The organism is Pseudomonas sp. GW456-L13 (genome assembly GCF_017350115.1).
Taxonomy (GTDB): domain Bacteria; phylum Pseudomonadota; class Gammaproteobacteria; order Pseudomonadales; family Pseudomonadaceae; genus Aquipseudomonas; species Aquipseudomonas jessenii.
On the sequence record NZ_JACNAS010000001.1, the window covers coordinates 1,051,676 to 1,077,394 of the forward strand.

Consider the following 25,719-nt stretch of genomic DNA (forward strand, 5'->3'; position numbering starts at 1 on the left):
CTGCGACCGAGCAACTACGACTGTATTGATCCTAGTTAAATCCCGCAACAGGTTTTTATCGAGGGCTGCCACCGAAAAACGTGACCCATGACCTGAGCCCCCTGTATTCAGCGCATCACAGGAGTATTTTGCTGTCATGAAAAAAGATCCAACGAGAAGGGATTCGTTGCCTTGCTTGCTCTCGGCTGTTAGAATTTGCGACTAATTCAGTCGGAGATTTGCATGTCTCTTTACAGCGCGGGTGTCGAATACGGCATCCACTGCCTGCTTTTTCTGGTGGGTAATGGCGGCGACTCGCGCGAAGCGAGCGTGCGCGACCTTGCCGATCTGCAAGGCGTCCCTCAGGACTATCTGGCGAAAATCTTCACCAAGCTGGCCAAGTCCAAACTGGTGGTCGCCACCGAAGGCGTGCGCGGTGGCTTCAAGCTGGCCCGGCCCGCTGACGAAATCACCTTGCTGGATATCGTCAATGCCATCGACGGCCGCAAGTCGATTTTCGATTGTCGGGAGATCCGTGGTCGTTGCGCCGTGTTTGACGGTGCCCCGCCTGAATGGGCACTGGAGGGTCTGTGCGCGATCAATGGCGCGATGATGGTTGCGCAAAAACGCATGGAAGAGGCCCTCGCGCAACAAACCATCCTCGACATCGCCAGGAAATTCGGGCGCAAGGCCCCGCCAGAGTTCGGCGTCAAAGTGGAAAGCTGGATGAACGAGCGCCGGGAACGCAAAAGTGCCGCCCAGGCCAGTGAGCAAATCATTCCGACGACCAACCTTTCAGACTGATCCACACAAAAAAAAACCGGATGCGCGCCAGGCATCCGGTTTTTTTCTGGATTCAGGCGAACATCGGTCGCTGACCGATTTTCAGCCTCCCGCGCTTACAAACAGTCGCGCACGATTTTGCGCAGGTCGCCGGACTTGGCCCAAGGTGGCCCCTGATACAGCGAAACCCGGCTGCCTTCCTTGTACTTCACGATATCCAGCACTTCGTCGGCCGTGATCACGCTGGGCGCGGTGATGCGGAATCCGTTGGATATCGAAACCTGGGTCGTATTCGATACTTCCTTTTGCCAGGCAGGCAACACGCACGCCGCATACTCTTTTGGCGTCTTCTCGCTGTGCTTGCTGACATTCGGCTCACCCGGTACCAACGAAGCCGGCAACGAGCACCCGCCCAGCAATGCCAACACGACTCCCCCCATCAACATCCGCATGCTGTTTCCTTTAATTTGAAATAAGAAAATGTAGCTCGCCGTCGTCCCTACAGCCATCCCCAACGATTCAGCGACTGTCATTGATATCGCTTGCCCCGGTTAGTTCCTTGAATTCAGATAATCCATCCATCTTTCGCAGGCGTCATGCTGACGTTGTGTGACTTGCTCCCATTGCGGCCCGCTGAGTTGATGGGCCGATATCAGTTGCATCGTCTCGTTGGTTGCCGCCTCCAGGTCAGCGATCAATTTCTGGGCCATGGCCCTGAAATCATCGGTTGTGGTCATTTTACGTCGCCCCCGCAGGAACAATCAGCACTTGAGTAGGACAGCTTATTTTTTCGTTCACTGTAGTTTTCCCGACCAAAGGAGACCTCGCTGACTCAGACGAACACAACATACGGCGCGGTAAACAGGTCTAAAATTTTGGTGTGCAAAGTTCAGGAGGTCATCATGTGGCTTAACAAATCGGAACAGGAACTTCGGCGCGATCTGCAAGGGCTTGCGTCAGATTTGCGCTGGTCGGCCGTCGAGCTGTTGCGCATCGAGCAGCAATTGCGCCTGCTCGGGAGCGAAGTCGACGCGCAAGCCGTTCAAAGACTGTGTTCTTTATTTCAGGGCGATGAAGAAAAACTGTCCGGCTACGCCGAGGAAGTGAAGGCCAAGGTCATTAGCCGCAACAAGGCTCAATAGCGGGAGCGCTGCCATGAACAGACCTCTATTCACGCTGGTCGTCGTACTGACCGCGTTGGCAGGCTGCAGCACCAACTCGATCTACAAGGATCAGCCGCTGGTCGCGAAAGTCGACACCGGCATGACCCAGGAGCAAGTCCGGCAAATCGGCGGCCAGCCACTGGCGGTCAGCGATCGTAGCGTCGAACCCGGTACGTGCTTTGACTACAAACTGACTCATGCCGACCATCAGCAGCCGTACAACGTCAGTTTCGACGGCCGCGGCATGGTCGACCACAAGAGCTTCATGACCTGCGCGGAGTGGAGCCACACGCAGCAAAAGGCCCGGGAACCCTCCCGCCCCAGCGGAGGCGGCGGCTACTAGCGCCCTTGAGGATTTTGCAGGCTGTAGGAGCGAGCTTGCTCGCGATGGACTCAAGCGCGGCGGGTTTAGCCAAGAAACACGCGTTATCGTTAGCGACCATCGCGAGCAAGCTCGCTCCTACAGGGGGGCTTCATTTTCCCGCAGGCCTGGCAGCACGTGCCCTGTAGCCGGGCAGCGATGCGGCAAATGCCAGCGCTTCTTCCCGACTGGCAAACGAGCCAAGTCGGTCACCCTGGGTACATACCCGCCAGGGGCCGTTGTTCACGCTGAGTACGTCATAACCATTCATGTGCATCTTGTTCAACATCGGAACGCTCATAGTCACCTCCTCTCGGGCAGTGATCTCAGGTTGACTTGCCTACCTTACACCCACCCTTGTCCAAAATACCGACCAGACGTCGCCATGGAAATTCCCGAAATCGATTGCACTTTTCCTCGCATTGCCCCCTCGAATTACTCGTAAAGTGCTCAATCGGCCCTGGCCCGAATGCTGCATTTCAATGCCTGCACCATCTCAACCAGCCATTAGGTAATCAATGAAAGTACGCGCAACGATCATCTTCGAGCAGGAAAGGCATGTACTGCTGGTACGCAAGCGAGGAGGACGCTGGACGCTGCCCGGCGGCAAGCTTGAACAGGGTGAAAGCGCAGCCGATGCCGCCGTTCGCGAGCTTCTGGAGGAAACCGGCCTGCGGGTCGACGAGTTGATATACGTGCTGGAACTGGAATCGGGCGGCACCCGACACCACGTATTCGAGGTGTCGGTGCTGAATCTGGAGCAATTGCGGCCGCTGAACGAAATCACCGATTGCATCTGGCACCCGCTTGATGCGCTACACAACCTGAACATCAGCGACACCATGCGCAGTATTGCCAGCACCTTTGTACGCCGCTTGTAGGCCCTAGCCTTTGGCCAACGCCGTCGCAGCCCTGTCGATCAAAGCCGCCACTTCGGCGGGCATCGACGCCAATGACGCGTGGCTGGCATTCAAGGTCAGGATCTCCCGGGCGTTGAGTCGCGCGGCCATCCATTGCTGGTTCTGTGGCGCGATCATCCGGTCTGCGGTCGAAATCTGATACCACGATGGCTTTTTCTTCCAGGCCACCGTTCCAATAGTGTCACCGAAGGTACTCGCCAGCGGCGCTTTCTGGGTGATACCCATGACCAACCCTTCGGTCGCCGGCAGGTCCTGACAGAAGCTTTCGTGGTAGAGCTCAGGCTTGACCCACAAGTATCCGTCGCTGTCGGGAGCCAGGTTGGCCGCCGCCGCTGGTAGATGCCGTTGCGTGATGCCACCGGGGCTTTCACCGGCGTCCGGTGCGAACGCGGCGATGTACACCAGGCCCACCACATTCGGTAAATCACCCGCTTCGGTGATCACCGCGCCGCCATAGGAATGCCCCACCAGCAGCACCGGACCGGGCACCTGGGCGACCATCTTGCGCGTACGCTCGGCATCATCGGCCAGCGAAGTCAGCGGCAACTCGACGGCACGAATGCGCGTGTCACCACGGCTGACCAATTTAACGATGACCTTGTTCCAGTGGGCAGCGCCGCCCCAAAAACCATGGACCAGCACGATCGTGGGTTTATCACTCATCACCATGACTCCGTTTGCCGATGGGGTTGTCTGTCGTTCGCCTCAGCCCTGATCGCCGCCGCCCACGGGCATGACCATGCCGGTGATATAGGACGCGTCGTCGCTGGCCAGAAACAGAATAGCCCCCGCCTGCTCATCCAGGGTGCCATAGCGTTTCATCAAACTGCTGTCGAGGGTCTGGTCGACAATCTGCTGGTACCAGAGTTTTTCCTGCTCACTCTGCTCGGCACCATTGCGGGGTATGCGTCGCGGCGGTGCTTCGGTGCCACCAGGCGCCGTCGCATTGACTCGCACGCCGCGACCGGCGGTTTCGAATGCCAGACAAGCGGTCAAGGCATTGACCCCACCCTTTGCCGCACCGTAGGGCACGCGGTTGAGGCTGCGGGTGGCGATGGAGGAAACGTTGACGATCGCACCGCTGCCCTGCTGCAACATGAACGGCAGCGCGGCATGGCAACACCATAAGGTCGGGAACAGCGAACGGCGAACCTCGGCCTCGATCTGTGGCGCTTCATAGTGCTCGAACGGCTTGGCCCAGATCGTCCCGCCGACGTTATTGACCAGCACATCGAGGCGACTGAAGCGCTCGACGGCGGTTTGCATCACCCGACTGCATTCCTCGTATTGCTCAAGGTCGGCGGTCAGGGCCAGTACCTGGGTGGTTGGCGCCAACTGTTGCTGGACTTCGAACACCAGGTCGGAGCGATCCACCAGGATCAGCTTCGCCCCTTCGGCGGCCATACGCTCGGCCACCCGCCGCCCGATACCTTGGGCGGCACCGGTGATCAGGGCGACTTTTTCGTGAAATCTGTTCATGTGTACCTCATGAAGAAGGTTGCCGTTCAACTGTGGGAGCGAGCTTGCTCGCGAAGAGGTCCTTCCAGTCGACATATCTGGTGACTGCCAGACCGCTATCGCGAGCAAGCTCGCTCCCACAGGGGGTATTTACCAAGCAAGGGAAATCGCCTGCGACTCACGCCGCGCTGGCAGCAAATTTTTCGTAGTAGAAATTCGCCGGCTTGATGCCTTGCTCGCCAATGTATCGGCTGACGGCTTCGACCATCGGCGGCGGGCCGCACAGGTAGACGTCGACGTCGCCATCGTTCAAATGCCTGGGCTCGATGTGCTGGGTCACATAGCCCTTGAGCGGGTGTTGGCTCTCGGGGCTGGCGACGCAGGCGCTGAAGGTGAAGTTGGGGATGCGCGCGGCAAAGGCTTCGAGGCGGTCGAGTTCCACCAGGTCGAAATCGTGGGTCACGCCGTAGATCAGATGCAGCGGGTGATCGCTGCCCTGCTCGGCGATCTTCTCCAGCATCGCGGTGAACGGCGCCAGCCCGGTGCCACCGGCCAGCAGCAACAACGGCCGACGGATGTCGCGCAGGTAGAAGCTGCCCAAGGGACCGGCCAGGCTCATGCAGTCGCCGGCCTTGGCCATGCCGGTGAGGAAGCTGCTCATCAGGCCACCCGGCACGTTGCGGATCAGGAAACTGACCTCACCGTCGCGCTGCAACGAGCTGAACGAATAGGCACGGGTCTGCTCGCTGCCGGGAATCCCCAGGTTCACGTATTGCCCCGGCAGGAACGCCAGTTTGCTCAGGGATTCGCCCTTGATCGACAGCGCGATAGTGCTGTCGGACAGTTGGCGCACGGCACTGATGGTCGCGTCGTAGCTGGCCTGACGGGTGCGGCAAACCTCGGAGGACGTCGGCACCCGCACCACGCAATCGCTCTGGGCGCGCATCTGGCAGGTCAGGACAAAACCCTGCTCGGCCTCTTCAGGGCTGAGGGCGTCTTCGATGTACTCCTCGCCCAGATCGTAGGTGCCGGCTTCGGCAAAACACTTGCAGGTACCGCAAGCACCGTCGCGGCAGTCCAGCGGGATGTTGATGCCCTGGCGGTACGCGGCATCGGCCACGGTTTCGCCGACGTTGGCGTCGATGAACCGGGTGACGCCGTCTTCAAAATTGAACGCAATGGAATGGGTCATGACGGCAGTCTCACAAGTGGTAGACATCGATGACCTGGCGAACGTAATCGTTCTTCAGAATCACTTTCTTGGCCTTGATCAGCGGATTTTCACCGCGAACATCGAGGGTGTAGAAACTGCTGCCGAAATAGCTGTCGACGGTCTTGTAGCGAAAACTCAGGGTGTGCCAGTTGAAGCGCACCTTGCACAGTCCGTCGGCCTGTTCGAGCAGCTCGATGTTGCTGATGTTGTGGGAGGTGCGGGTGTCCGGCACGCTGGCGCTGGAGCGCTCGGTCTTGATGCGGAAGACGCGGTCTTCAAGGCCCGTGCGGTTGCCGTACCAGATCAGCGAGATTTCCCGCTGCGGGTCTTCGGTCAATTCGTCGTTGTCGTCCCAGGACGGCATCCAGAATGTCGCGTCGGGGGCGTACAGTTCCAGCCACTCGTCCCACTGGCGGTCGTCGAGGTAGCGCGCCTCGCGGTAGAGGAAATCGCGCACGGCATCGTAAGAAATGGTCATTGCACGTCCTCCACGGCGATCAGCTTCGACTGTTCGGCAGCCAATGCCTTGAGCATGGTCTGCTGCCAGTACTTGTGTTGCAGCACGAACAGGCCTTCGTCTTCGGTGCGCACGCCGCTGAGCAGCGGATGCAGGTCGATTTCTTTTGCAGCCTCGTCAGCACCTTCAATCCAGTGCTCGGCGCCACGGGACATGTCGTTCCAGGTGGTGACGCTGCCCTGGTAGCTGGTCTGGCAGGAGCGGAACTCTTCCAGATCGTCGGGCGTGGCCATGCCGCTGACGTTGAAGAAATCCTCGTACTGGCGAATCCGGCTCGAACGGGCGTGGTCGCTCTCGCCTTTGGGGGCGATGCAGTAGATGGTGATTTCCGTGCGGTTGACCGAGATCGGCCGGGCAATGCGGATCTGCGAGCTGAACTGGTCCATCAGGTACACGTTGGGGTACAGGCACAGGTTGCGCGAGTTCTCGATCATCCAGTCGGCGCGAGCCTTGCCGAAGTCTTGCGCCAGCTCATCGCGGCGCTCGTACAGTGGACGGTCCTCGGGGTTGGCCCAACGGGTCCAGAGCAGCATGTGGCCCTTGTCGAAGGAATAGAAACCACCGCCCTGCTTGGCCCAGCTGCCGGCGCTCATGGTCGGGTTGGTGTCGCCGGCTTCGCGCTGCTTGCGCTGGTTCTGGGTGGCCGCGTAGTTCCAGTGCACGGAGCTGACGTGGTAGCCATCGGCGCCGTTCTCGGCGGTGAGTTTCCAGTTGCCTTCGTAGATGTAGCTGGAGGAGCCACGCAGCACCTCCAGGCCATCGGCGGACTGGTCGACGATCATGTCGATGATCTTCGCCGACTCGCCCAGGTGTTCGACCAGTGGCAGCACATCAGCTTTCAGGCTGCCGAACAGGAAGCCGCGATAGGACTCGAACCGCGCAACCTTGGTCAGGTCGTGGGAGCCTTCGCAGTTGAAACTCGACGGGTATCCGGCGTTGGCCGGGTCCTTGACCTTGAGCAGCTTGCCGGAGTTGTTGAAAGTCCAGCCGTGGAACGGGCAGGTGTAGGAGCTCTTGTTGCCGGACTTGTGCCGGCACAGGGTCGCGCCGCGATGGCTGCAGGCGTTGATGAAGGCGTTGAGCACACCGTCCTTGTTGCGCGCGATGAAGATCGACTGGCGCCCCATGGTGGTGGTGTAGAAATCGTTGATGTTGGGGATCTGGCTTTCGTGGGCCAGATACAGCCAGTTGCCTTCGAAGATGTGTTCCATCTCCAGATCGAACAACCGGGGGTCGGTGAACATCTCGCGCTTGCAGCGATAGAGGCCTTGCTCGGGATCGTCTTCAAGCAGGGAATGCAAATATTCGGGTCGCAGGGTCATGGCCGCCGCCTCCATTGTTATTGTTCAGGCAGGGGTCATGCTAGGACGGGGGGTCAGGCTGGAATATCCGCGCAGTGCAGATCTTTATCCGTTTTGTGCAGTGTGTTTTTTGTAGGAGCGAGCTTGCTCGCGAAAAACCTGAGAGCACTGCGGGGTGTCAGGTTCCCCGCGTCATCGTTGACCTCCATCGCGAGCAGGCTCGCTCCTACAGTAGATCGGGTACATCCGCGAGCGACTGGTCGACTACAAGGCCGCCATTGCTGGCGCCTCAATGCCGGCGCTTGAGGGTATCGGACGGCAATTCGCCGAACTGCTTGCGGTAGCTGTCGGAGAACCGGCCCAGGTGCAGGAAGCCGTAATCCATTGCCACTTCGGTGACGTTGCGCACGTTGCAGGTCGGATCGCTGAGGCAGGCGTTGATGCGTTCCAGGCGTTTCTGGCGTAGATAGTTTTTCGGCGTGAGGCCGGCATTTCGCTCGAACAATCCGTACAACGAGCGCAGGCTCATGTGGGCCTGGCGCGCCAGTTCTTCGCTGTCGATGTCCTGCTTGAGGTTATTGGCGATGTAGTCGGCAATCGCCTCGAACGTGGCCGTCTGCGAGCCCAGTTCGAGGCGGCTGACGTTGGTCTTCATCAAGCTGAGCATCTTGCTGACGATGATCTGCGTGTAATGCTCCTGGACCCTGGGGATCTGCTCGGTGGATTCGGCCTCCTGGCAGATCATCGCCAACAGGTTGACGAAGCCTTCCAGTTCATCGAGCTGATAACGGTTTTCCAGAAACCGCACGCCCTGCCCCGGATAGCGCCAGCGCTGCTCATCGCAGACCGATTCAAACAAGCGGGTCGGGACTTTGAGGATGAATTTTTCGCAATCGGCGGAGTACGTCAGGTCCACCGGATCGTCAGGATTGATCAGCAGCAATTCGCCGGGAGCGAAGTAATGTTCCTGGCCGTGGCCACGCCACAGGCAATTGCCGCGCAGCAGCACTTGCAGGTGATAGATACTGTCCAGCGCACCGGACGTCACCCGCACACTGGCACCGTAGCTGATGCGGCACAGGTCGAGGCTGGCGAACTTGCGATGGTCGAGACTGGCCAGCGGGCTGCCGGCACGGGGCATGAGAATGCAGTGGTTACCGACGTGCTGATTGACGTAGCCCGACACCGCATAGGGGTCGGCATGGTCGAATACTCTGCTGCGCTGACTCAACAGTTGAGCTTGCATCATCGGGTCACTCTCGTTGTTGTTATAGGTTGCGTCGGGGCATTCTAGAACACTGCATCAGTCCCTTGAGATTTTCCAGACAGTTAGCCGAAACCCTTGTGGGAGCGAGCTTGCTCGCGATGACGGAGTGCCAGTCAACATGGATGTTGAATGTAAAACCGCTATCGCGAGCAAGCTCGCTCCCACAGAGTGGTGATCCCACAGGGTCGTGCTATCAGTCTTCCAGTGCGCGAACCCGCTCGTGGCGCTGCTGTTCTTCAGGCTGGGCCGAGGACTGCAGGGTGAAATCGAAGTCGATTTCGGCAAAGCGACCGCTCACACCATGGGCCGCCGCGCGCTGCTGATCGTCGCTGAAGGTGATTTTGGCGATCAGTTCGTCACGGGTGGCGTAGGCGAAATCGTCGTGCAGGTATTGATCGCCGTCGAGGTTGATCTGGGTGGTCAGGTGGCGATGATCCGGCGCGGAAATGAAGAAGTGCACGTGCGCCGGACGCTGGCCATGACGACCCAGTTGATCGAGCAGTTGCTGGGTCGGACCGTCCGGTGGGCAGCCATAGCCCGACGGCACGATGCTGCGGAAACGATAGCGGCCTTCGGCGTCGGTCACGATACGGCGACGCAGGTTGAATTCCGATTGCGTGGTGTCGAAGTACGAGTAGGTGCCACCGGTATTGGCGTGCCAGACATCCACCACGGCACCGGCCAGGGGTTCGCCAGCGGTGTTGAACACGCGGCCTTGCATGAACAGGGTCACACCCGGATCGACGCCGTCGTCCAGACGCGCTTCGCCTTGCGACAGCGGCGCACCCGCCACGTACAGCGGGCCTTCGATGGTGCGCGGGGTGCCACCGGACTTGCCGGCCTGCTCGTCTTCGGCGTCCATCAGCAGGTCGAGGTAGTGCTCCAGACCGAGACCGGCCACCACCAGCCCGGCTTCCTGGCGAGCGCCCAGCACGTTGAGGTAGTTGACGGCTTTCCAGAACTCTTCCGGGGTCACGGCCAGGTCTTCGATGATGTTCACCGAATCACGCAGGATGCGGTACACCAGCGCTTTGGTCCGTGGGTTGCCGGCGTCGTTGAGCAGGCCGCTGGCCTCTTCGAGAAATTTCTGGACTTCGGCAGTGTGGGAAATCTTGACGTTCATTTTGAAGGGTTCCTCATCTTGTAATTATTAGCGTAGCGCGCTGAACAGGCTGGGCTCAGCGGTCATCGTCACGGATGGAAGAAGGATGCCGGCACATCGCGTCGATTTCGATGGCCATGTACGGGAACAGCGGTAATTGCATCAGCAGGTCATGCAGTTCCTGAACGCTGTCGACATCGAACACGCTGTAGTTGGCGTAGTGCCCGGCGATGCGCCACAGGTGACGCCACTTGCCCTGCTCTTGCAGGCGCTGGGCCAGGGCTTTCTCGTCAGCCTTGAGTTTGGCTGCCACTTCGGGATTCATGTCGACCGGCAGATTCACGGTCATTTTTACGTGGAACAGCATAATGCTCTCCTCAGGCTTGATGAATGGCGGTGGATGTCTTGTCGCGGCGGAAGAACGCCAGGCGCTCTTCATCCAGGCTCAGGCCCAGGCCCGGGGTGTTCGGCACGTGCAGTTCAAAATCGCGATACACCAGCGGTTCGCTGAGAATGTCTTCGGTCAGCAGCAACGGGCCGAACAGTTCGGTGTCCCAGGCCAGCTTGTTCAGGGTGACGAAGGCATGGGCAGAGGCCATGGTGCCCAGGCCACCTTCAAGCATGGTGCCGCCGTACAGGGCAATACCGGCCGCTTCAGCGATCGAGGCGGTGCGCAATACAGCACGTGGGCCACCGTTTTTGGCGATCTTCAGAGCGAACACCGAAGCCGCGCCTTCGCGGGCCAGGTTGAACGCATCTTCCACGCATTCGATGGATTCGTCGGCCATGATCGGCGCCGGGCTCATCGCGTTGAGGCGAGCCATGCCGGCGCGGTTGTTGCGCGAGATCGGCTGTTCGATCAGGTCGATGCCGTTGGTGCCGAGGATCCGGCAGGCCCGCAGCGCCACCGCTTCGTCCCAGGCCTGATTGACGTCGACCCGCACGCTGGCGCGGTCACCCAGGGCCTTCTTGATGGCGATGACGTGGGCCAGGTCGCGGTTGACCTCCCCGGCGCCGATTTTCAGTTTGAAGATGCGATGGCGACGCAGGTCGAGCATTTTTTCCGCTTCGGCAATGTCCTTCTCGGTGTCGCCGCTGGCCAGGGTCCAGGCCACGGGCAGCGCATCGCGAACACGACCGCCAAGCAATTCGCTGACCGGCAGGCCGAGGCGTTTGCCCAAGGCATCGAGCAGTGCGGTTTCAATACCGGATTTGGCGAAGGTGTTGCCACGAATGCTGCGCTCCAGGCGCAACATGGCCGCGTTGACGTTGTTGCTGTCCTGGCCGATCAACAGTGGCGCGAAGTGCGTGTCGATGTTGGTCTTGATGCTGTCCGGGCTTTCATTGCCGTAAGCCAGACCACCGATGGTGGTGGATTCGCCGATGCCTTCGATGCCGTCGGCGCAACGCACGCGGATGATCACCAGGGTCTGGTTCTGCATGGTGTGCATCGCCAGCTTGTGCGGGCGGATGGTCGGCAGATCGACGATGATCGTCTCGATCGACTCAATGGCTGTTGCAAGCATTTCGATACCCGTCAGGTTCTTGAAGTTCTGGAATTGATTCTCGTACGGCTTTTTTCCTGAAGCCAATATAGAATTGGTCTGACTTGATACCTTAAAGGTATGCAACTGATTGACTGGAGGCCCCATGGAACTGCGGCACCTGCGTTACTTCCAGGTATTGGCTCAAACCCTCAACTTCACCCGCGCGGCCGAGTTGCTGCACATCGCCCAGCCGCCCTTGAGTCGGCAGATCCAGCAACTGGAGGACGAACTGGGGGTGATGCTGCTCGAGCGCGGCCGACCGCTGAAGTTGACCGACGCCGGGCGGTTTTTCCACGAGCACTCCACCGCCCTGCTCGAACAACTGAACAAGGTCTGCGACAACACCCGGCGCATCGGGTTGGGTGAGAAAACCTGGCTGGGTATCGGCTTTGCGCCGTCGACACTGTATGGCGTGCTGCCGGAACTGATCCGCCGGTTACGCAGTGGCGAGCCGCTGGAGCTGGAGCTGGGGCTTTCTGAAATGACCACCCTGCAACAGGTGCAGGCATTGAAGGCCGGGCGCATCGATATCGGTTTCGGTCGAATCCGTATCGACGACCCGGCCATCGTCCAGACCGTGCTCACCGAAGACCGCCTGGTCGCCGCCCTGCCCGCCGGGCATCCGTTGCTCGCAGGGCCCATCAGCTTGCGGGAACTGGCCAAGGAACCCTTTGTGCTGTACCCCGGCAATCCAAGGCCGAGTTACGCCGACCATGTGATTGCCCTGTTCGAGTCCTACGGCGTGAGCATCCACGTCGCGCAATGGACCAACGAGCTGCAAACGGCGATCGGGTTGGTGGGGGCGGGAATCGGCGTCACGCTGGTACCGGCCTCGGTGCAGTTGCTGCACCGCGACGACATCGGCTTCACCCCGCTGCTGGAAGACAACGCCACCTCGCCGATCATTCTCAGCCGACGGGTGGGCGATGTATCGCCGGGGTTGAACCATTGTTTGCGGATGATTGATGAGCTGCTGCCACCAGCAGCGTAAGGCAATAGAACAGGCGATAATCACCTGTGGCGAGGGGGCTTGTCGGATCGCCGCACCGCCCCGTTCGGCGGCGCAGCCGTCGCAAGCTGAGATGGTTTTAGGGCCGCTGCGCGCCCCAACGGGGGCAAGCCCCCTCGCCACAGGTCAGTGTTCACTGGGAACCTGGGTCAGCCCGCAACCCGCCCGGTGAAATTCGCAATGAGTGCGATCCAGTTCTCATTTCTGCAAGCGTCTAACGGGTGTTCCCGCCCCAGATCCAGTTCCAGAACCCCGGCAATTCGACTGGCTGCGAACCGTCACGCACGGTGCGCGCCATGGCCGCCCGCTGTAACGCAGCCTGATCGTCGTAAAACGGCTTGTCGGCGGTTTTCACTCCGGTCTCCCGGGCGCTGTCGAGCAGAATCTGCAGGTATTCGCGGGTATGCCGGGCGGTATAGCGGTTGAGGTCGTGGAAGGTCACCACCACCGGAATCACGCCATCGACCACCGGCAACTCGCCGCGGGCAATGCGTTCGCGAACTTCGGACATCGAGCGCAGCATGTGCGACCGGCGCCGGGGGCTGGCGTTGAAGCCCCAGATCTTGCCGTCATTGGCGCTCAAGTCGGTGAGCAGTACATGCAGGCCATGCCGCTGATAAGCGGCGAAGGTGCGTTTGTCGTAGTTCCAGAATGGCGGGCGCAACAGGGTTGGCGCAGCGCCGGTAATCGCAGCGATGTCGGCGCTGCCATCGGTGAGGGCCTGCTCCAACACGGGTGGGTCAAGGGAACGATGATTGGTGTGCCGGGGTGTTGCCGTGTGAAAGCCCAGGATATGACCTTCGGCATGTTCACGACGCATGATGTCCCGGCCCAATTCGCTGCCACCGGCTCGCGGAGCGCGGGTTTGCACGAAGAACACGGCCTTGATGTCCGATTGCAGCGGGTTTTGCGCCAGGCTCTCCAATACAGTGACGGTCGGATTCCACCAGCTCGAGGCACTGGGGCCGTCATCGAAGGTCAGCAGAAACCGGATGGGGGGTTGCGCCTGCAAACGCTGCTCGGTCCGCGGAGTCATTTCGATGGGTGCGGCGATACAGCCGAACAAACCCACTGCCAGGGCGCACACCGTTAAACACTTGAACAATCGTTTCATTTTTTGCCTTGGGCCAGACCATCACGGTCGATACTTCAATGGGCAAGGATCCTTCGCCCGCTCATCCGTCGTCGGCCCGCATCGAGACGACGGGCCGAGGTTGGATAGGGTATACAGGGTTTGGTTCCGGTGCTTGCCAGGCCCGTTTCGCCACGAGCAACTAAACTCAAAGCGTCGGTCGGAGCGTCTTAACCGGAGTGTCAGGCCATGTGCGGACGGCTGTCGCAATACCGTGGAATCCACGACTTCGTAGCGGTGCTGAGCATCCCCGACGCGCTGATCAATCGCGTCGGCAACGAACCCCTGGGGCACTATAACGCCGCCCCCACCACGCAACTCGCCCTGCTGCACCTGGAGAATGAGCGGCTGCACGCCGATGCCGTGCGTTGGGGTTGGCGACCGCACTGGGCGACGGATCGCGTGGAGCCGGTCAATGCCCGGGTCGAGAAAGTCGCCCACGGCCCGTACTTTCGGGCGATCTGGCCCCATCGCGCGATCTGCCCGATTGATAACTGGTTCGAATGGGTCGACACCGGCGAGGCCAACAAACAACCGTGGCTGATCCGGCGACGGGACCGCGCCCCGGTTTTCTGCGCGGCCATCGGCCAGTACCCCATCGGAGGAGCGCCCCACAGGGAGCACGACGGTTTCGTCATTCTGACGGCCGACAGCGCGGGCGGCATGCTTGACGTGCATGACCGCCGCCCAGTGGTGTTCTCACCCGAACTGGCGCGGGAATGGCTGGACCCGGCCACGCCCAAGGAGCGAGCCGAAGAAATGGCGTTATCCCAGGGCGAGGCCAGCGATGTATTCGAGTGGTACAAGGTCGACAGGGCCGTTGGCAATGTCAGGAACCAGGGCGCCGCGCTGATTAAAGAAGTTCCATGAACTGATCAACAGCTGTAGGAGCGAGCTTGCTCGCGATGGACTCAAGAACGCCGCGTTTAGCCAGTAAACACGCGTAATCGTTAACGACCATCGCGAGCAAGCTCGCTCCTACAGCAGCATTACGCTCAAGGGCGGGGCTTCGTTGTATTCCCGTGCTGCTCAGAACTTGCGGTCAGGCTCTGACAGTTCCTTACCGTCGTCAGGATGCTTCCAGTCCGGTACCGAACGTTTCTGCTGCTCAATCTCTTCTTCCGTGGGTTCGTCCTCATCTTCTTCCGGGTCCGGTTGCTTGGGTTCATTGGCCATGTTCACCTCTCTTCCTGAAGGGATCGGTCATCAACTTAAGCTTAGATCAGTTCCCCTGCCCCGCTCAGAGCCACCAGCGCAGCAAAAAGAAGAAGCCCATGCTCAACAGCATGCTGAGCAACGTATTGCGCGTGTAGAGCACCAGCCCGACCGCCACCAGCGAGCTGATCAGATAGGGATTGTCCCAGTGCAGATTCAGCTGTTTTTCCGGCATGAACACAATCGGCCCGCAGATGGCGGTCAACATGCCCGGTACGGCAAACCCGAGGAACTGCCGGGCATTGCTGCTCAAGCGTAGCGGCAGTCGCGGTTCCAGAAAAACATAGCGGTTGAGGAACACCAACACGCCCATTCCGATAATCACTGCCCAGACCATCATGTGCGTCCACCGTAGAATTTATTGCAGACAAACCCGGCGGTCATGCCCGCCAGCCCCGACAGCACCAGCGCCGAGCCCCATTGCCAGTAGCTGAACAGCACCGAGCAGAACAGCGACACCGCCACGCACACCACGGTCGGCACATTGCGCACCACCGGGGTGATCAGGGCGATGAAGGTCGCCGCGATGGAGAAATCCAGGCCCAGGTGTTCAAGACCGGGAATGCTGCTGCCGAGCACAATGCCCGCCAGGGTGAACAGGTTCCAGGCGATGTAGAACGTCAGGCCCACGCCCAGGGCGTACCAGCGGTTGAACTGCTGTTTGTCGTGCTGGCTGGTCAGGGCGAACAACTCATCGGTGAGCAAGAACCCCAGGCCCGCGCGCCAGCGCCCCGGCAATGGCGAAATCACCGAGCGCATGCTCATCCCGTAGAGCAAATGCTGGGAGGTCAGCAGCAGTGTGGTCAGCAAGATCGAAAAAATCCCGGCACCGCCCTTGAGCATGCCGATGGCCACCAGTTGCGCGGCACCGGCAAACACAATGCTCGACAGGCCCTGGCCTTGCAGGGGCGTGAGGTTGGCTTCGATGGCCATGGAACCGGCCAGCAAGCCCCAGGGCGCGGTGGCCAGGGACAACGGCATGATCGCCGCTGCGCCGCGCAAAAAGGCACTGCGCGGCATGATTGAGTTGGACATAACGTTCTACAGACAGGGATAGACCCCAGACTGTGCCAGCAGTCGCGGCCGAAGGCTTGAACAATCTTGCTCACTGATACGTGGCGTGCCATTCATCGGCTGCCCGCTTGATTCGCCAAAGTGCTAGCAACATGATGGCCCTGCATTTTCATCGAGGCAGGCCCTTCATGAGTTCAGTGGAAACCGACAGCGACGTTTATAAAACCCTGCTTGAATCGACCCGGGCGATTCCCTGGCGCATCGACTGGAAAACCATGACGTTCAGCTACATCGGGCCACAGATCGAAGAACTGCTGGGCTGGAAACAGCACAGCTGGGCGTCGGTCAATGACTGGGTCGAGCGCATGCATCCGGATGACCGCGACTACGTGATGGACTTCTGCGTCTCGCAATCGCGCGCCGGTATCGATCACGAGGCCGACTATCGCGCACTCACCGAAAGCGGCGAGTACGTCTGGATCCGCGATGTGGTGCATGTGGTGCGCAAGGACGGCGAAGTCGAGGCGCTGGTAGGTTTCATGTTCGATATCAGCGAGCGCAAGAAAACCGAAGAGCACCTGGTCCGCCTGCAAAAGCAGCTTGAAGAGTATTCCTTCCAGGACGGCCTGACCGGCATCGCCAACCGGCGCATGTTCGACACCGTGCTGGAGCGCGAGTGGAACAATGCCCAGCGCACCGGCTTGCCATTGTCGGTGATCGTGCTGGATATCGACTACTTCAAGCAGTACAACGACCATTACGGCCACATCAAGGGCGACGAATGCCTGCGCCGCGTTGCGCAAACCTTGTCCCTGGCGGCGAACCGGCCACGGGATTTCATTGCGCGGATCGGCGGTGAAGAGTTTGTCTGGCTGCTGCCGGAAACCGATGCCGAGTCAGCGCGTCTGGTGGCGCACAAGTGCCTGCACCTGATTCGCCAGCAGCAGATTCCCCATGAATTCTCGAACGTGTCGAAGCTGCTGAGTATCAGCCTCGGCGTCGGCACCACCCTGGCGTCGATGCACGCGACGGCCCTGGAATTCGTCGAACAGGTCGATCATCTGCTGTACAAGGCCAAGCACAATGGCCGAATGCGCGCCGAGTACGCCGATTTTCGTGATTGACAAACGGCGCGCCGGCTTTTAAAACTGAGCGCCTCACTCAGGGTGTAAGCAAGTATGTCCGCAACCTTCAATCTCGACTCTTCCGTCATTGGCTTGATTGCCAAGGCGCAAGGTTGCGTTGCGCACGCCCTCAAATCGAAGAAACAGTCGCTCATGTGACCGGGGCGCGCTGTCCCGTCAGATGAGCTGACAGGACATTGAGCGCGACGGACCACCCTCCCCTTGCTTACTCTCCTTCCATGCCCCTGACGGTGACGAATTCGGTCAACCATCAGGAGAAAGTGCATGTCAGCGTTTCAAGGTATCTGGGTTCCACTGGTCACACCATTCCACAACGGCGCCATCGATTTTGTCGGCTTGCACCGGCTGGTCAGCCATCTGCTGGAAAAAGGTGTCGACGGTCTCATCGTTTGCGGCACCACCGGCGAACCGGCGGCGATGGGCAAGCATGAGCAACTGGCGGTGCTTGATGCGGTGCTGGAACGGGTGCCGGCGCAACAGGTGGTCATGGGCCTGGCCGGTAACAACCTGACCGAGTTGTTGCAGTTCCAGAGCGAGATCCTCAAGCGCCCGGTGGCTGGCCTGCTGGTGCCGGCACCGTATTACATCCGCCCTTCCCAGGCCGGCCTCGAAGCGTTTTTCCGCACGGTCGCCGATGCCTCCAGCGTACCGCTGATTCTCTACGACATCCCATACCGTACCGGCGTGGCCTTCGAACAGGCGACCCTGCTCAACATCGTCGCCCACGAGCGGATCGTCGCCATCAAGGATTGCGGCGGTAATTTTTCCAACACCCTCGCCTTGCTCAACAGCGGCCTTGTCGACGTGCTGTGCGGCGAAGACAACCAGATCTTCAATGCCCTGTGCCTGGGCGCCAAAGGTGCGATTGCCGCGTCGGCGCATGTCCATCCCGAACTGTTCGTGCAGTTGCACCGGCAAATCCGCGACAACCAATTGGCCGAAGGCCGCGCCACGTTTTTCCGTTTGCTGCCACTGATCAACAGCCTGTTCCTGGAGCCCAACCCGGCCCCGGTGAAAACCGCGCTGGCCCTGCAAGGCTTGATCGGTGACGAACTGCGCGCGCCCATGCAACGCAGCAGTGAACCGATGACCGAGCGTTTGAAGGGTGTACTCAGCGCATTGGGCCGCGACAATCGATAGAGCAACGGCCAGCGGCCCGAGTAACATGGAGCGATTCGTTCAGCCTTCAGGGGCACCGACATGCTGTACCGAATCGCCGCCGACGGGCTGATGCTGTTTCACTTGCTGTTCATCGTGTTTGTGTTGTTCGGCGGGTTGCTGGTGCTCAAATGGCGCCACCTGATCTGGTGGCACCCGCCGGCCGCGCTGTGGGGTATAGCGGTGGAGTTCTTCCACCTGCCCTGCCCGCTGACCGACTGGGAAAACCGCATGCGCCATGAAGCCGGGCAAACCGGCTATGGCGGAGGATTCATCGAGCACTACATTTGGCCGGTGATTTACCCGGCGGGGCTGACGCCCGGCATTCAGTTGGGATTGGGCGCCGTGGTGTTGCTGATCAACGTGCTGATCTATCTTCGGTTGATCAAGCGATGGGCTGCCTGATCTTCAACCAGCCCGACGTTCAGTTGGCAATCACGCTCATGTTCCGCCCACTGGCCTTGGCCACGTACAGCGCCTTGTCTGCCGCACCAATCAGGTCTTCGGGGCGGACCTGGGACGCGGCATTGCTGGCACAGACGCCGACACTGACGGTCACGATGCCTTCCGGGCTGTCACTGTGGGCAATGTCGGCCTGCAGTACCGCACGGCGGATTTTCTCCGCCACCAGAAATGCCCCCACGTAGTCGCTGCCGGGCAGCACCACGGCAAACTCTTCGCCACCATAGCGGGCGGCCAGGTCACCGGGACGCTTGATGCTGTTCGTGATGATCGCACTGACCTTGCGCAAACACTCGTCACCGGCCAGGTGGCCGTAGCAGTCGTTGAACGGTTTGAAATGGTCGACATCAATCATCAACAGCGCCAATTCGGACTGGCTGCGTCGGGCACGGCCCATTTCGGCATCGATGAAAGCGTCGAGCTGACGGCGGTTGGCCAGTCCCGTCAGTGCGTCCTTGAGGGCCAGGCCTTCGAGGTTGCGATTGACCTCCAGGAGCTTGTCCTGGGTGTCCAGCAACTCGACCTGCACCAGGTTCTGCTGCCTCATCAGCTTGATAAGCCGAAACCCCAGTACCCCGAGAAAACCCAGCAACAGTGTGACGATGCCGGCGCTGAGCAGCGTCTCCTTGCGCCAGCTGCCGAGCACTTCATTCTTGTTCACCGCGGTAAAAACGATCAGCGGATAACCCTCAACCCGGCGATAGCCCGTCACCCGCTCGACACCGTCAACGATCGACCTGAGCGTGGCCGTACCTGCGTCGCCCTTGGGCAACAACTCGTTGAACAACGGGCTCTTGGCGAGGCTGGAACCGATCTCCGCTTCCTTGAAGGGCCTGCGAATGACAATGCGGGCATTGTCGCCGATCAGGTTGATCACGCCGTTACTGCCCATGTCGATGCTGTCGTAGAGCTGCAGGAAATGGCTGAGGTAAATCGTCGCCACCGCCACCCCGGCAAAGCTGCCGTCGGGATGATTGAACCGGCGCGAAACCGTCATGATCCATTCACCGCTCGAACGGCTCTTGATCGACGGCCCGATGTGCGGCCCACGACTGGGGTTATCGCGATGGAAGGTGAAGTATTCGCGGTCGGAATTGTTGACGCCGGTTTGGCCGGCGCCGTTGGAGTTGGCGATCCATTGCCCTTTTTCGTCGAAAACGAACACGCCATGGAGCTGACTCAACTCACTGCGCTGGGCATTGAGCAATGCCGGCAGCCGGGATTGATCCACACCCTCGTGCTCCAGCCGATCGACCAGGGTGAACAACAGTGTGTCGGCCTGCTTGATCGTTGCCTGCGCTTGCGATGCCAGGGTCTGCGCAAGGTTGGACATCGTCACTTCCTTGTCATGCAGGTAGTACTGGCGCGAGCTCCAGGCTTCCCAGATCACGATAGCCACCATCGACAGGCACACTGCGAGCAGCAGGATCACCGCCGAGCGAACCTTGAGCCGGGGCACCGCTGGCCGGAGCATTTCAATATGATCGTTGATCGATGGATGTACCATGCTGCTCCCTGATTGTCTGTGACAGGGCGACTCTTCCTGATCGCCTCTTTTGCTGACTATGCCTGATACAGGCTCGCAATGATGTTAGCGCGACGCCTGCTTTACCGCCTCCAGCCACGCCGGATCCAGCCGCGTCTGTTCGGTGTCGATGCCCAGCGCTTGCATTCGTTCCTTGTGCTGATCCATTTCGCGGAGCAACTGGCCGTGGTCGCTGGAGTTGCCATCGAGTTGATGCATCTGGTTCAACCCCAAATGGTAGAAACGCAACAGCTTCATCGCAACCGGATCGCCCTTTTCCACGGCCGCCGTTACATGATGCATGACATTGGTAACGCTCATCAGGCTGCGCTTGAGTTGCCAACTGTAGACCGCCGGCGCCATCCATTCCTGGCGCCAGAACACCTTGCGCATCAACGCTGTCATCGCCAGCACCGCAACGAATACGCCACCGGCATTGAAGCGCAGATTGTCGCCTCCCGGCGTGCCGAACAGAGCCACCGCCGCCGTGGACAGCACCATCGCCAGCGCCAGAAAGATCAGGGCAATGATGACCGTGCTGCGCCGTGTCTGTTGCCGGTAGGTCTGGGCGTTCATCGGCTGGATTTCGAACATTGCGTCGGGTTTCCTGAGCTTCAATGGTAAAAAGGGGTCTGAGGCAAAAAGACTGCGGGCCATTATCGCCTCTGCGCGGGATTTAGCTATGCTGGGGCTCCTTTTCATCTTTTCATCGTCAAGCGGGGACATGGCGAGACTGCGCAGTTCGTGCCATCTTCTTTCATGAATACACATTATTCGGATGCCATTCGTTGTTGTTGTGTGAATGACATCGTTTTAAGGATCATTGAATGACCCAACGCCAAGTTATCAACGCCTCCGTCAGTCCCAAAGGCAGCCTGGAAACACTCTCGCAACGGGAAGTCCAGCAATTGAGCGAAGCCGGTTCCGGCAGCACCTACACCCTCTTCCGCCAGTGCGCCCTGGCCATCCTCAACACCGGCGCCCATGTCGACAACGCCAAGACCATCCTTGAAGCCTACAAGGATTTTGAGATCCGCATTCACCAGCAGGACCGTGGCGTGCGCCTGGAACTGCTGAACGCCCCGGCCGACGCCTTCGTCGACGGTGAAATGATCGCCAGCACCCGGGAAATGCTGTTCAGCGCCCTGCGTGACATCGTCTACACCGAAAACGAACTCGACAGCCAACGCATCGACCTGAGCAGCTCCCAAGGCATCAGCGATTACGTCTTCCACCTGCTGCGCAACGCCCGCACCCTGCGCCCTGGCGTCGAGCCGAAGATCGTGGTGTGCTGGGGCGGGCACTCGATCAACACCGAAGAATACAAATACACCAAGAAAGTCGGCCACGAACTGGGCCTGCGCAGCCTGGACATCTGCACCGGTTGCGGCCCCGGCGTGATGAAAGGCCCGATGAAAGGCGCCACCATCGCCCACGCCAAGCAACGCATCCACGGCGGCCGCTACCTGGGCCTGACCGAACCCGGAATCATCGCCGCCGAGGCGCCGAACCCGATCGTCAACGAACTGGTGATCCTGCCGGACATCGAAAAACGCCTGGAAGCCTTCGTCCGCGTAGGCCACGGCATCATCATCTTCCCGGGCGGCGCCGGTACGGCCGAAGAGTTCCTGTACCTGCTGGGCATCCTGATGCACCCGGGCAATGAAGGCCTGCCCTTCCCGGTCATCCTCACCGGGCCGAAACACGCCGCGCCGTACCTGGAACAACTGGACGCATTCGTCGGTGCGACCCTGGGCGAAACCGCCAAGCAGCACTACCAGATCATCATCGATGACCCGGCCGAAGTGGCGCGGCAGATGACCCAGGGCCTCAAGGCGGTCAAGCAGTTCCGCCGCGAGCGCAACGACGCGTTCCACTTCAACTGGCTGCTGAAAATCGACGAAGGCTTCCAGCGCCCGTTCGACCCGACCCACGAAAACATGGCCAACCTGAAACTGAGCCTCGACCTGCCGTCCCACGAACTGGCAGCGAACCTGCGACGCGCGTTCTCCGGCATCGTCGCCGGCAACGTCAAGGACAAGGGCATCCGCCTGATCGAAGAACACGGGCCGTACCAGATCCGTGGCGACGCGGCGATCATGCAACCGCTGGACCTGCTGCTCAAAGCCTTCGTCGCCCAACACCGGATGAAACTGCCGGGCGGCGCGGCGTATGTGCCGTGTTATCGGGTGGTGGCATAACCCTTTCGGTGTAATAACGCCGACATGAGCTTTACCGTCGCGAGCCGCAGTGAAAGCTGCGGTTCGCGGCACTCTATGGAAAGAAAAAAATGCGCCAACGTAATTCCGCCAGACTGCTGGTGATCAATCCCTCGCAACAGGTTCTGCTGTTTCACTTCCAACACAAAAACGATGCCCTCGCTGGCCAAAGCCACTGGGCGACACCCGGTGGGGGGCTTGAGCAGGGTGAATCCTTTGAGGTTGCGGCGGTTCGTGAACTGTTTGAAGAGACGGGTTTACGCATCGACACGGTGGGGGCGAGCGTTGCAGAACGCAGTTTTCCGATGATGCTGCCAAGCGGCGAAACGGTGTTGTCCGTTGAGCGCTATTTCGTGGTTCATACCGACAGTGAACACCTGTCCCGGGAGGGATGGACGGCTAACGAAGTCCGGGTAATGGCTGACCATAAATGGTGGTCGGTGGCAGAGCTGCAAGAGACCCGAGAAACGGTGTGGCCGGAGCAGTTGATCACGATGCTGGAAAACGCCTGAAGCGTGCAAGCGAACACAACCCCTGTGGCGAGGGGGCTTGCCCCCGTTCGGCTGCGCAGCAGTCGCAAATCCATTCAGCGCGGTCAGCCTGAAAAACCGCATTGCCTGATTTTGGGGCCGCTACGCAGCCCAACGGGGGCAAGCCCCCTCGCCACAAAGGTTCTGTGGTTAGTCCAATGGGGCAACGTTATCCAGAGCGCGGTTGACTGCCAGGTCGGCCAGCATGATTACCTGCTGGATACCCAGCAGCATGCTGCGCTGGGGGCCGTCCAGAAACGTGGCGAAATCAGTCGCCATCACGCTTGCTGAAGCCAGCGATTCACAGGCGTGGGCCAACAGGGTTTCGGTGTCGATGTTCGGGGCGATGACGAACATCGTGCTGGGATTGTGGGGGGCGATGCTTTTGAGGATGGCAGGTTTCAGGTGGAGAGTTGATGCACGCTGACTGGTATCGGCTTTTGATTCGGGGGGATTTGGCGTGGGTTTGACCATGACGAAGCTCCTTGATTGATGGAGCCGCCACAATTCGCTGCGAAACGAAGAAGGTGGCGGCCATACGCGGGTTCGCAGACCGGGAATCAAGGAACCCGGCAGACCCGAAAGTCTCCCGCGCACAGTCGCCATAACGCAAAACAGTGGGCGAACAAAAGCGCCAACTGCAAGGAAACGGTGGCGCTGAGCGCCTTGATTAACCTGGGCTGCGAAACCCGATCGCTGAATTTGCAGCGACCCGGCAACGATAGAATCAGGGTCCAAGGCCCACAAGCCGGCGGATTCTGGCGTAGATGTAGGCAACGACGCAAGGCGGTGTAGCCTCACTCCTGGTCCTACAGCCGCCTCTGACATCCACAAATTCCTGTGGTGTGAGCCAAAGGATTATCGTTGGTTGTAAGACCGCCATCGCGAGCAAGCTCGCTCCCACAGAAGAGCAAAGGCAGAGCAGCGTACACCCGCTGCTTCTCACCAAACATCAGGCCGAGCGTTAGCTCGCCTGCAGCTCTTGATCTTGATCCACCCGCCCCCTCGGCAGGCTGAGTGGAGGTGTTCATCCGGGGATTGGCGCGCAGCGCCGTTCGACGCAGTCGAACACATCGCATGTAGGTGCCAGCGAAGCCAACCGGAGGGCGATGCCCCCGGATGAATGCCGGAGCGAAGGAACCCCGAGCCTTGGCGAGGGGCCGTACGTTCGGGGCGAGACTTTTTGGTTCCTTTTGTGTCGTTTGACAAAAGGGACTCGCCGTAAGGGCGAAACCGCCAGCCGCCGTTACCGCAGCAATGGATATGTACACGGTCAACAAAAGACAGGTCGGCTGTCAGGCCGCCTTCGCAAGCAATCCCGCTCCTGCGATTCAAGGCTGCAATGCCTGGGGCCCGGTGGACTGTTCTTTCGGCGGCCCGTCGGTACCTTCGAAGGAGACTTTCTCGGCCACAAACTGCCAATCCTTGTAGCTGGCCATGCCTTTGAAGTCCGACCACTGGCTGGGAAAATTCTCTTGCTTGAGCGGCTTCTGCTCGGACGGGCAGTACACGCCGCTGATCCGCCCGTCAAAATCACGCATCAGCTCCCATTCGCCCCCTGTCATCGGCTCCGGGTACAACTGCCGCAGATGATGCCTGGCCGACGGAAAACGCTCGTCCTGCAACAGGTCCTTGAGTTCTTTCGGATACTGGGCCATACCGGGCGAACTGCGGTAATAGCTGCGCAGCGCCTGGGCATATTGCGTACCGACCCAGAGCAACTGGTTTTCGCGATCGCGGCGCGCAGCGGTGGCCCACAACTCGCCGGCACTGGCCAGGCCCATGCCCAGCACGACGACCAGAAACAGCACACCCAGGTAGGTGAAGCCGTCCTGGTTCGAAGGTTTACCACTCGGAATACAGGCTGCCATCACGCGCCCTCCCGCTGGCCCCACTCTTGATATCGGCCACCCCGCCTGCCACGCCATCCGGTGGCGCGACAATGACCCAGGTGTCCTTGCGCTCGGCAATCGGGTCCAGCGGCTGGTTGCGCAGGTAGCGCAGTTCGACCAGCTGTTCGATGGAATCGGGATAACGCCCGGTGTCTCCATAGTAATGATCCAGCGCCTCGCGCATGGACGACAGGCTCTGATGCAAGGTGGTCTCTTTGGAAGCTTCCAGGCTGCTGAAGTAGCGTGGCAAGGCGATCGTCATCAGGGTCGCGATGATTGCCATGACCACCATCAGTTCAATCAGGGTAAAGCCCTTTTGCCGACGCATATGCTCACCACTCTCGGTAGGCGATGCCATTGAGGCCCTTGCCGCGGGCCTTGGAGTAAACGTCAAAGACGTCCTGGCCCTCGCGCGGGTTCTCAGCCGAACTGTTATAGGAACGCAGGCCCCAGCCGCCCTCGTCGTCACGCTTGACGGCTGCCAGCGGGTCACGGGGGATGCGCCGCAGGAAGTAGAACTTGGCGCCCTTTGCGCTGCGCGTGTCACGCACACCCTCGACCAGTACTTGCAGGTTCGGCGGGTAGCCGCTGCTGTCGAGCGACTTCTCGATGTAGCCCGCGTCGAAGGCTTGTTTGTAAGCGTCGATGGCATCGCGGATCTGGTACAGCGCGGTTCGCAGGTCCTGCTCTTTGCCCCGACGCACCACGGTCTCGGTCAGCGGTGCGGCCATGCCGGCCAGCAGGCCGACCAGGGCGAGCGTCACCACGACTTCGACCAGGGTAAAACCGCGTTGCGAGGCGTTCATG

The 25,719-nt window shown here is 60.1% G+C and carries 33 protein-coding genes; 11 read left to right on the top strand and 22 right to left on the bottom strand.

The annotated features are described in order from the left end of the window. Positions 1–222: 222 nt before the first annotated feature. Positions 223–783, top strand: coding sequence for an Rrf2 family transcriptional regulator (locus J4D25_RS04635; protein WP_057715458.1), 561 nt, complete (start codon positions 223–225; stop codon positions 781–783). A gap of 95 nt (positions 784–878) precedes the next feature. Here J4D25_RS04635 and J4D25_RS04640 read toward each other — a convergent pair whose 3' ends face one another. Next, a complete protein-coding gene (locus J4D25_RS04640; RefSeq protein ID WP_057715459.1) occupies positions 879–1,214 on the bottom strand; it encodes a hypothetical protein in 336 nt (111 codons plus the stop codon). A gap of 99 nt (positions 1,215–1,313) precedes the next feature. Next, on the bottom strand, positions 1,314–1,499 hold the full coding sequence (locus J4D25_RS04645) for a hypothetical protein (protein ID WP_057715460.1): 186 nt from the start codon (positions 1,497–1,499) through the stop codon (positions 1,314–1,316). Positions 1,500–1,664: 165 nt separating this feature from the next. Between J4D25_RS04645 and J4D25_RS04650 the strand changes: the two genes are divergently transcribed. Continuing rightward, complete coding sequence (locus tag J4D25_RS04650; RefSeq protein ID WP_057715461.1) at positions 1,665–1,904, top strand: hypothetical protein; 240 nt, start codon at positions 1,665–1,667, stop codon at positions 1,902–1,904. A 13-nt stretch (positions 1,905–1,917) separates the two neighbouring features. Further along, positions 1,918–2,268 (top strand): osmotically-inducible lipoprotein OsmE, encoded by a 351-nt coding sequence (gene osmE, locus J4D25_RS04655; RefSeq protein WP_057715462.1) that lies wholly within the window; start codon positions 1,918–1,920, stop codon positions 2,266–2,268. A 130-nt stretch (positions 2,269–2,398) separates the two neighbouring features. On the opposite strand, the gene J4D25_RS04660 is transcribed toward osmE, so the two are convergent. After that, a complete protein-coding gene (locus tag J4D25_RS04660; protein WP_057715463.1) occupies positions 2,399–2,587 on the bottom strand; it encodes an SPOR domain-containing protein in 189 nt (62 codons plus the stop codon). A 217-nt stretch (positions 2,588–2,804) separates the two neighbouring features. On the opposite strand from J4D25_RS04660, the gene J4D25_RS04665 reads away from it, so the two are divergent. Continuing rightward, the gene (locus J4D25_RS04665; protein WP_057715464.1) at positions 2,805–3,167 is read left to right on the top strand and encodes an NUDIX hydrolase; all 363 of its coding nucleotides are present in this window, start codon (positions 2,805–2,807) and stop codon (positions 3,165–3,167) included. A gap of 3 nt (positions 3,168–3,170) precedes the next feature. Here J4D25_RS04665 and J4D25_RS04670 read toward each other — a convergent pair whose 3' ends face one another. From J4D25_RS04670 to J4D25_RS04710, 9 genes are all read right to left on the bottom strand, one after another. Then, positions 3,171–3,869, bottom strand: coding sequence for an alpha/beta hydrolase (locus tag J4D25_RS04670; RefSeq protein WP_057715465.1), 699 nt, complete (start codon positions 3,867–3,869; stop codon positions 3,171–3,173). Positions 3,870–3,911: 42 nt separating this feature from the next. Next, positions 3,912–4,685, bottom strand: coding sequence for a 1,6-dihydroxycyclohexa-2,4-diene-1-carboxylate dehydrogenase (locus J4D25_RS04675; RefSeq protein WP_057715466.1), 774 nt, complete (start codon positions 4,683–4,685; stop codon positions 3,912–3,914). Positions 4,686–4,842: 157 nt separating this feature from the next. Next, a complete protein-coding gene (gene benC / locus J4D25_RS04680; RefSeq protein WP_057715467.1) occupies positions 4,843–5,856 on the bottom strand; it encodes a benzoate 1,2-dioxygenase electron transfer component BenC in 1,014 nt (337 codons plus the stop codon). A gap of 10 nt (positions 5,857–5,866) precedes the next feature. Continuing rightward, positions 5,867–6,355, bottom strand: a complete 489-nt coding sequence (benB, locus tag J4D25_RS04685) for a benzoate 1,2-dioxygenase small subunit (protein WP_057715468.1) — start codon at positions 6,353–6,355, stop codon at positions 5,867–5,869. Beyond that, a complete protein-coding gene (benA, locus tag J4D25_RS04690) occupies positions 6,352–7,716 on the bottom strand; it encodes a benzoate 1,2-dioxygenase large subunit (RefSeq protein WP_057715469.1) in 1,365 nt (454 codons plus the stop codon). Before benA ends, benB begins: the two co-directional genes overlap by 4 nt. 268 nt (positions 7,717–7,984) lie before the next feature. Then, complete coding sequence (locus J4D25_RS04695) at positions 7,985–8,944, bottom strand: AraC family transcriptional regulator (RefSeq protein ID WP_057715470.1); 960 nt, start codon at positions 8,942–8,944, stop codon at positions 7,985–7,987. 211 nt (positions 8,945–9,155) lie between these two features. Further along, positions 9,156–10,085 (bottom strand): catechol 1,2-dioxygenase, encoded by a 930-nt coding sequence (gene catA / locus J4D25_RS04700; RefSeq protein ID WP_057715471.1) that lies wholly within the window; start codon positions 10,083–10,085, stop codon positions 9,156–9,158. A 55-nt stretch (positions 10,086–10,140) separates the two neighbouring features. Further along, the gene (gene catC, locus J4D25_RS04705) at positions 10,141–10,431 is read right to left on the bottom strand and encodes a muconolactone Delta-isomerase (RefSeq protein ID WP_057715472.1); all 291 of its coding nucleotides are present in this window, start codon (positions 10,429–10,431) and stop codon (positions 10,141–10,143) included. 10 nt (positions 10,432–10,441) lie between these two features. Next, the gene (locus J4D25_RS04710; protein WP_191629309.1) at positions 10,442–11,590 is read right to left on the bottom strand and encodes a muconate cycloisomerase family protein; all 1,149 of its coding nucleotides are present in this window, start codon (positions 11,588–11,590) and stop codon (positions 10,442–10,444) included. 124 nt (positions 11,591–11,714) lie between these two features. Between J4D25_RS04710 and J4D25_RS04715 the strand changes: the two genes are divergently transcribed. Further along, positions 11,715–12,602: a LysR family transcriptional regulator gene (locus J4D25_RS04715; RefSeq protein WP_057715474.1), complete on the top strand. Its 888-nt coding sequence runs from the start codon at positions 11,715–11,717 to the stop codon at positions 12,600–12,602. 232 nt (positions 12,603–12,834) lie between these two features. Here J4D25_RS04715 and J4D25_RS04720 read toward each other — a convergent pair whose 3' ends face one another. Then, positions 12,835–13,734 carry a polysaccharide deacetylase family protein gene (locus J4D25_RS04720; RefSeq protein ID WP_057715475.1) on the bottom strand — a complete coding sequence of 300 codons (900 nt, stop codon included), beginning with the start codon at positions 13,732–13,734 and terminating at the stop codon, positions 12,835–12,837. Positions 13,735–13,941: 207 nt separating this feature from the next. Between J4D25_RS04720 and J4D25_RS04725 the strand changes: the two genes are divergently transcribed. Next, positions 13,942–14,622, top strand: a complete 681-nt coding sequence (locus tag J4D25_RS04725; protein WP_057715476.1) for an SOS response-associated peptidase family protein — start codon at positions 13,942–13,944, stop codon at positions 14,620–14,622. A gap of 159 nt (positions 14,623–14,781) precedes the next feature. Here J4D25_RS04725 and J4D25_RS04730 read toward each other — a convergent pair whose 3' ends face one another. The 3 genes from J4D25_RS04730 to J4D25_RS04740 all read right to left on the bottom strand — a co-directional run bounded on the left by J4D25_RS04730 (position 14,782) and on the right by J4D25_RS04740 (position 16,002). After that, entirely contained in the window at positions 14,782–14,928 is a 147-nt protein-coding gene (locus J4D25_RS04730; protein WP_167362858.1) for a hypothetical protein, read from the bottom strand. A gap of 64 nt (positions 14,929–14,992) precedes the next feature. Next, positions 14,993–15,304, bottom strand: a complete 312-nt coding sequence (locus J4D25_RS04735) for an AzlD domain-containing protein (protein WP_167362889.1) — start codon at positions 15,302–15,304, stop codon at positions 14,993–14,995. Continuing rightward, complete coding sequence (locus J4D25_RS04740; protein WP_007978998.1) at positions 15,304–16,002, bottom strand: AzlC family ABC transporter permease; 699 nt, start codon at positions 16,000–16,002, stop codon at positions 15,304–15,306. The genes J4D25_RS04735 and J4D25_RS04740 overlap by 1 nt, the downstream gene beginning before the upstream one ends. Before the next feature lie 167 nt (positions 16,003–16,169). On the opposite strand from J4D25_RS04740, the gene J4D25_RS04745 reads away from it, so the two are divergent. From J4D25_RS04745 to J4D25_RS04755, 3 genes are all read left to right on the top strand, one after another. After that, a complete protein-coding gene (locus tag J4D25_RS04745; protein WP_057715478.1) occupies positions 16,170–17,105 on the top strand; it encodes a sensor domain-containing diguanylate cyclase in 936 nt (311 codons plus the stop codon). Between the two features lie 285 nt (positions 17,106–17,390). Then, a complete protein-coding gene (dapA, locus tag J4D25_RS04750; protein ID WP_057715479.1) occupies positions 17,391–18,266 on the top strand; it encodes a 4-hydroxy-tetrahydrodipicolinate synthase in 876 nt (291 codons plus the stop codon). A 60-nt stretch (positions 18,267–18,326) separates the two neighbouring features. Next, positions 18,327–18,689, top strand: a complete 363-nt coding sequence (locus J4D25_RS04755) for a DUF2784 domain-containing protein (RefSeq protein ID WP_057715480.1) — start codon at positions 18,327–18,329, stop codon at positions 18,687–18,689. Positions 18,690–18,708: 19 nt separating this feature from the next. Here J4D25_RS04755 and J4D25_RS04760 read toward each other — a convergent pair whose 3' ends face one another. Further along, on the bottom strand, positions 18,709–20,253 hold the full coding sequence (locus tag J4D25_RS04760; RefSeq protein WP_057715481.1) for a sensor domain-containing diguanylate cyclase: 1,545 nt from the start codon (positions 20,251–20,253) through the stop codon (positions 18,709–18,711). A gap of 84 nt (positions 20,254–20,337) precedes the next feature. Beyond that, positions 20,338–20,865: a DUF3087 family protein gene (locus J4D25_RS04765; RefSeq protein ID WP_241781143.1), complete on the bottom strand. Its 528-nt coding sequence runs from the start codon at positions 20,863–20,865 to the stop codon at positions 20,338–20,340. A gap of 233 nt (positions 20,866–21,098) precedes the next feature. On the opposite strand from J4D25_RS04765, the gene ppnN reads away from it, so the two are divergent. Both ppnN and J4D25_RS04775 read left to right on the top strand, forming a co-directional pair. Beyond that, complete coding sequence (gene ppnN, locus J4D25_RS04770; RefSeq protein ID WP_057715483.1) at positions 21,099–22,472, top strand: nucleotide 5'-monophosphate nucleosidase PpnN; 1,374 nt, start codon at positions 21,099–21,101, stop codon at positions 22,470–22,472. 89 nt (positions 22,473–22,561) lie between these two features. After that, entirely contained in the window at positions 22,562–23,002 is a 441-nt protein-coding gene (locus J4D25_RS04775) for an NUDIX hydrolase (protein WP_057715484.1), read from the top strand. Positions 23,003–23,170: 168 nt separating this feature from the next. On the opposite strand, the gene J4D25_RS04780 is transcribed toward J4D25_RS04775, so the two are convergent. From J4D25_RS04780 to J4D25_RS04795, 4 genes are all read right to left on the bottom strand, one after another. Then, positions 23,171–23,494 carry a DUF6124 family protein gene (locus tag J4D25_RS04780; protein ID WP_057715485.1) on the bottom strand — a complete coding sequence of 108 codons (324 nt, stop codon included), beginning with the start codon at positions 23,492–23,494 and terminating at the stop codon, positions 23,171–23,173. Positions 23,495–24,351: 857 nt separating this feature from the next. Then, positions 24,352–24,891 carry a hypothetical protein gene (locus J4D25_RS04785; RefSeq protein WP_057715486.1) on the bottom strand — a complete coding sequence of 180 codons (540 nt, stop codon included), beginning with the start codon at positions 24,889–24,891 and terminating at the stop codon, positions 24,352–24,354. After that, entirely contained in the window at positions 24,866–25,240 is a 375-nt protein-coding gene (locus tag J4D25_RS04790; protein ID WP_057715487.1) for a type II secretion system protein, read from the bottom strand. Before J4D25_RS04790 ends, J4D25_RS04785 begins: the two co-directional genes overlap by 26 nt. Positions 25,241–25,244: 4 nt before the next feature. Next, on the bottom strand, positions 25,245–25,718 hold the full coding sequence (locus tag J4D25_RS04795; protein ID WP_057715488.1) for a type II secretion system protein: 474 nt from the start codon (positions 25,716–25,718) through the stop codon (positions 25,245–25,247). Position 25,719 lies beyond the last annotated feature (1 nt).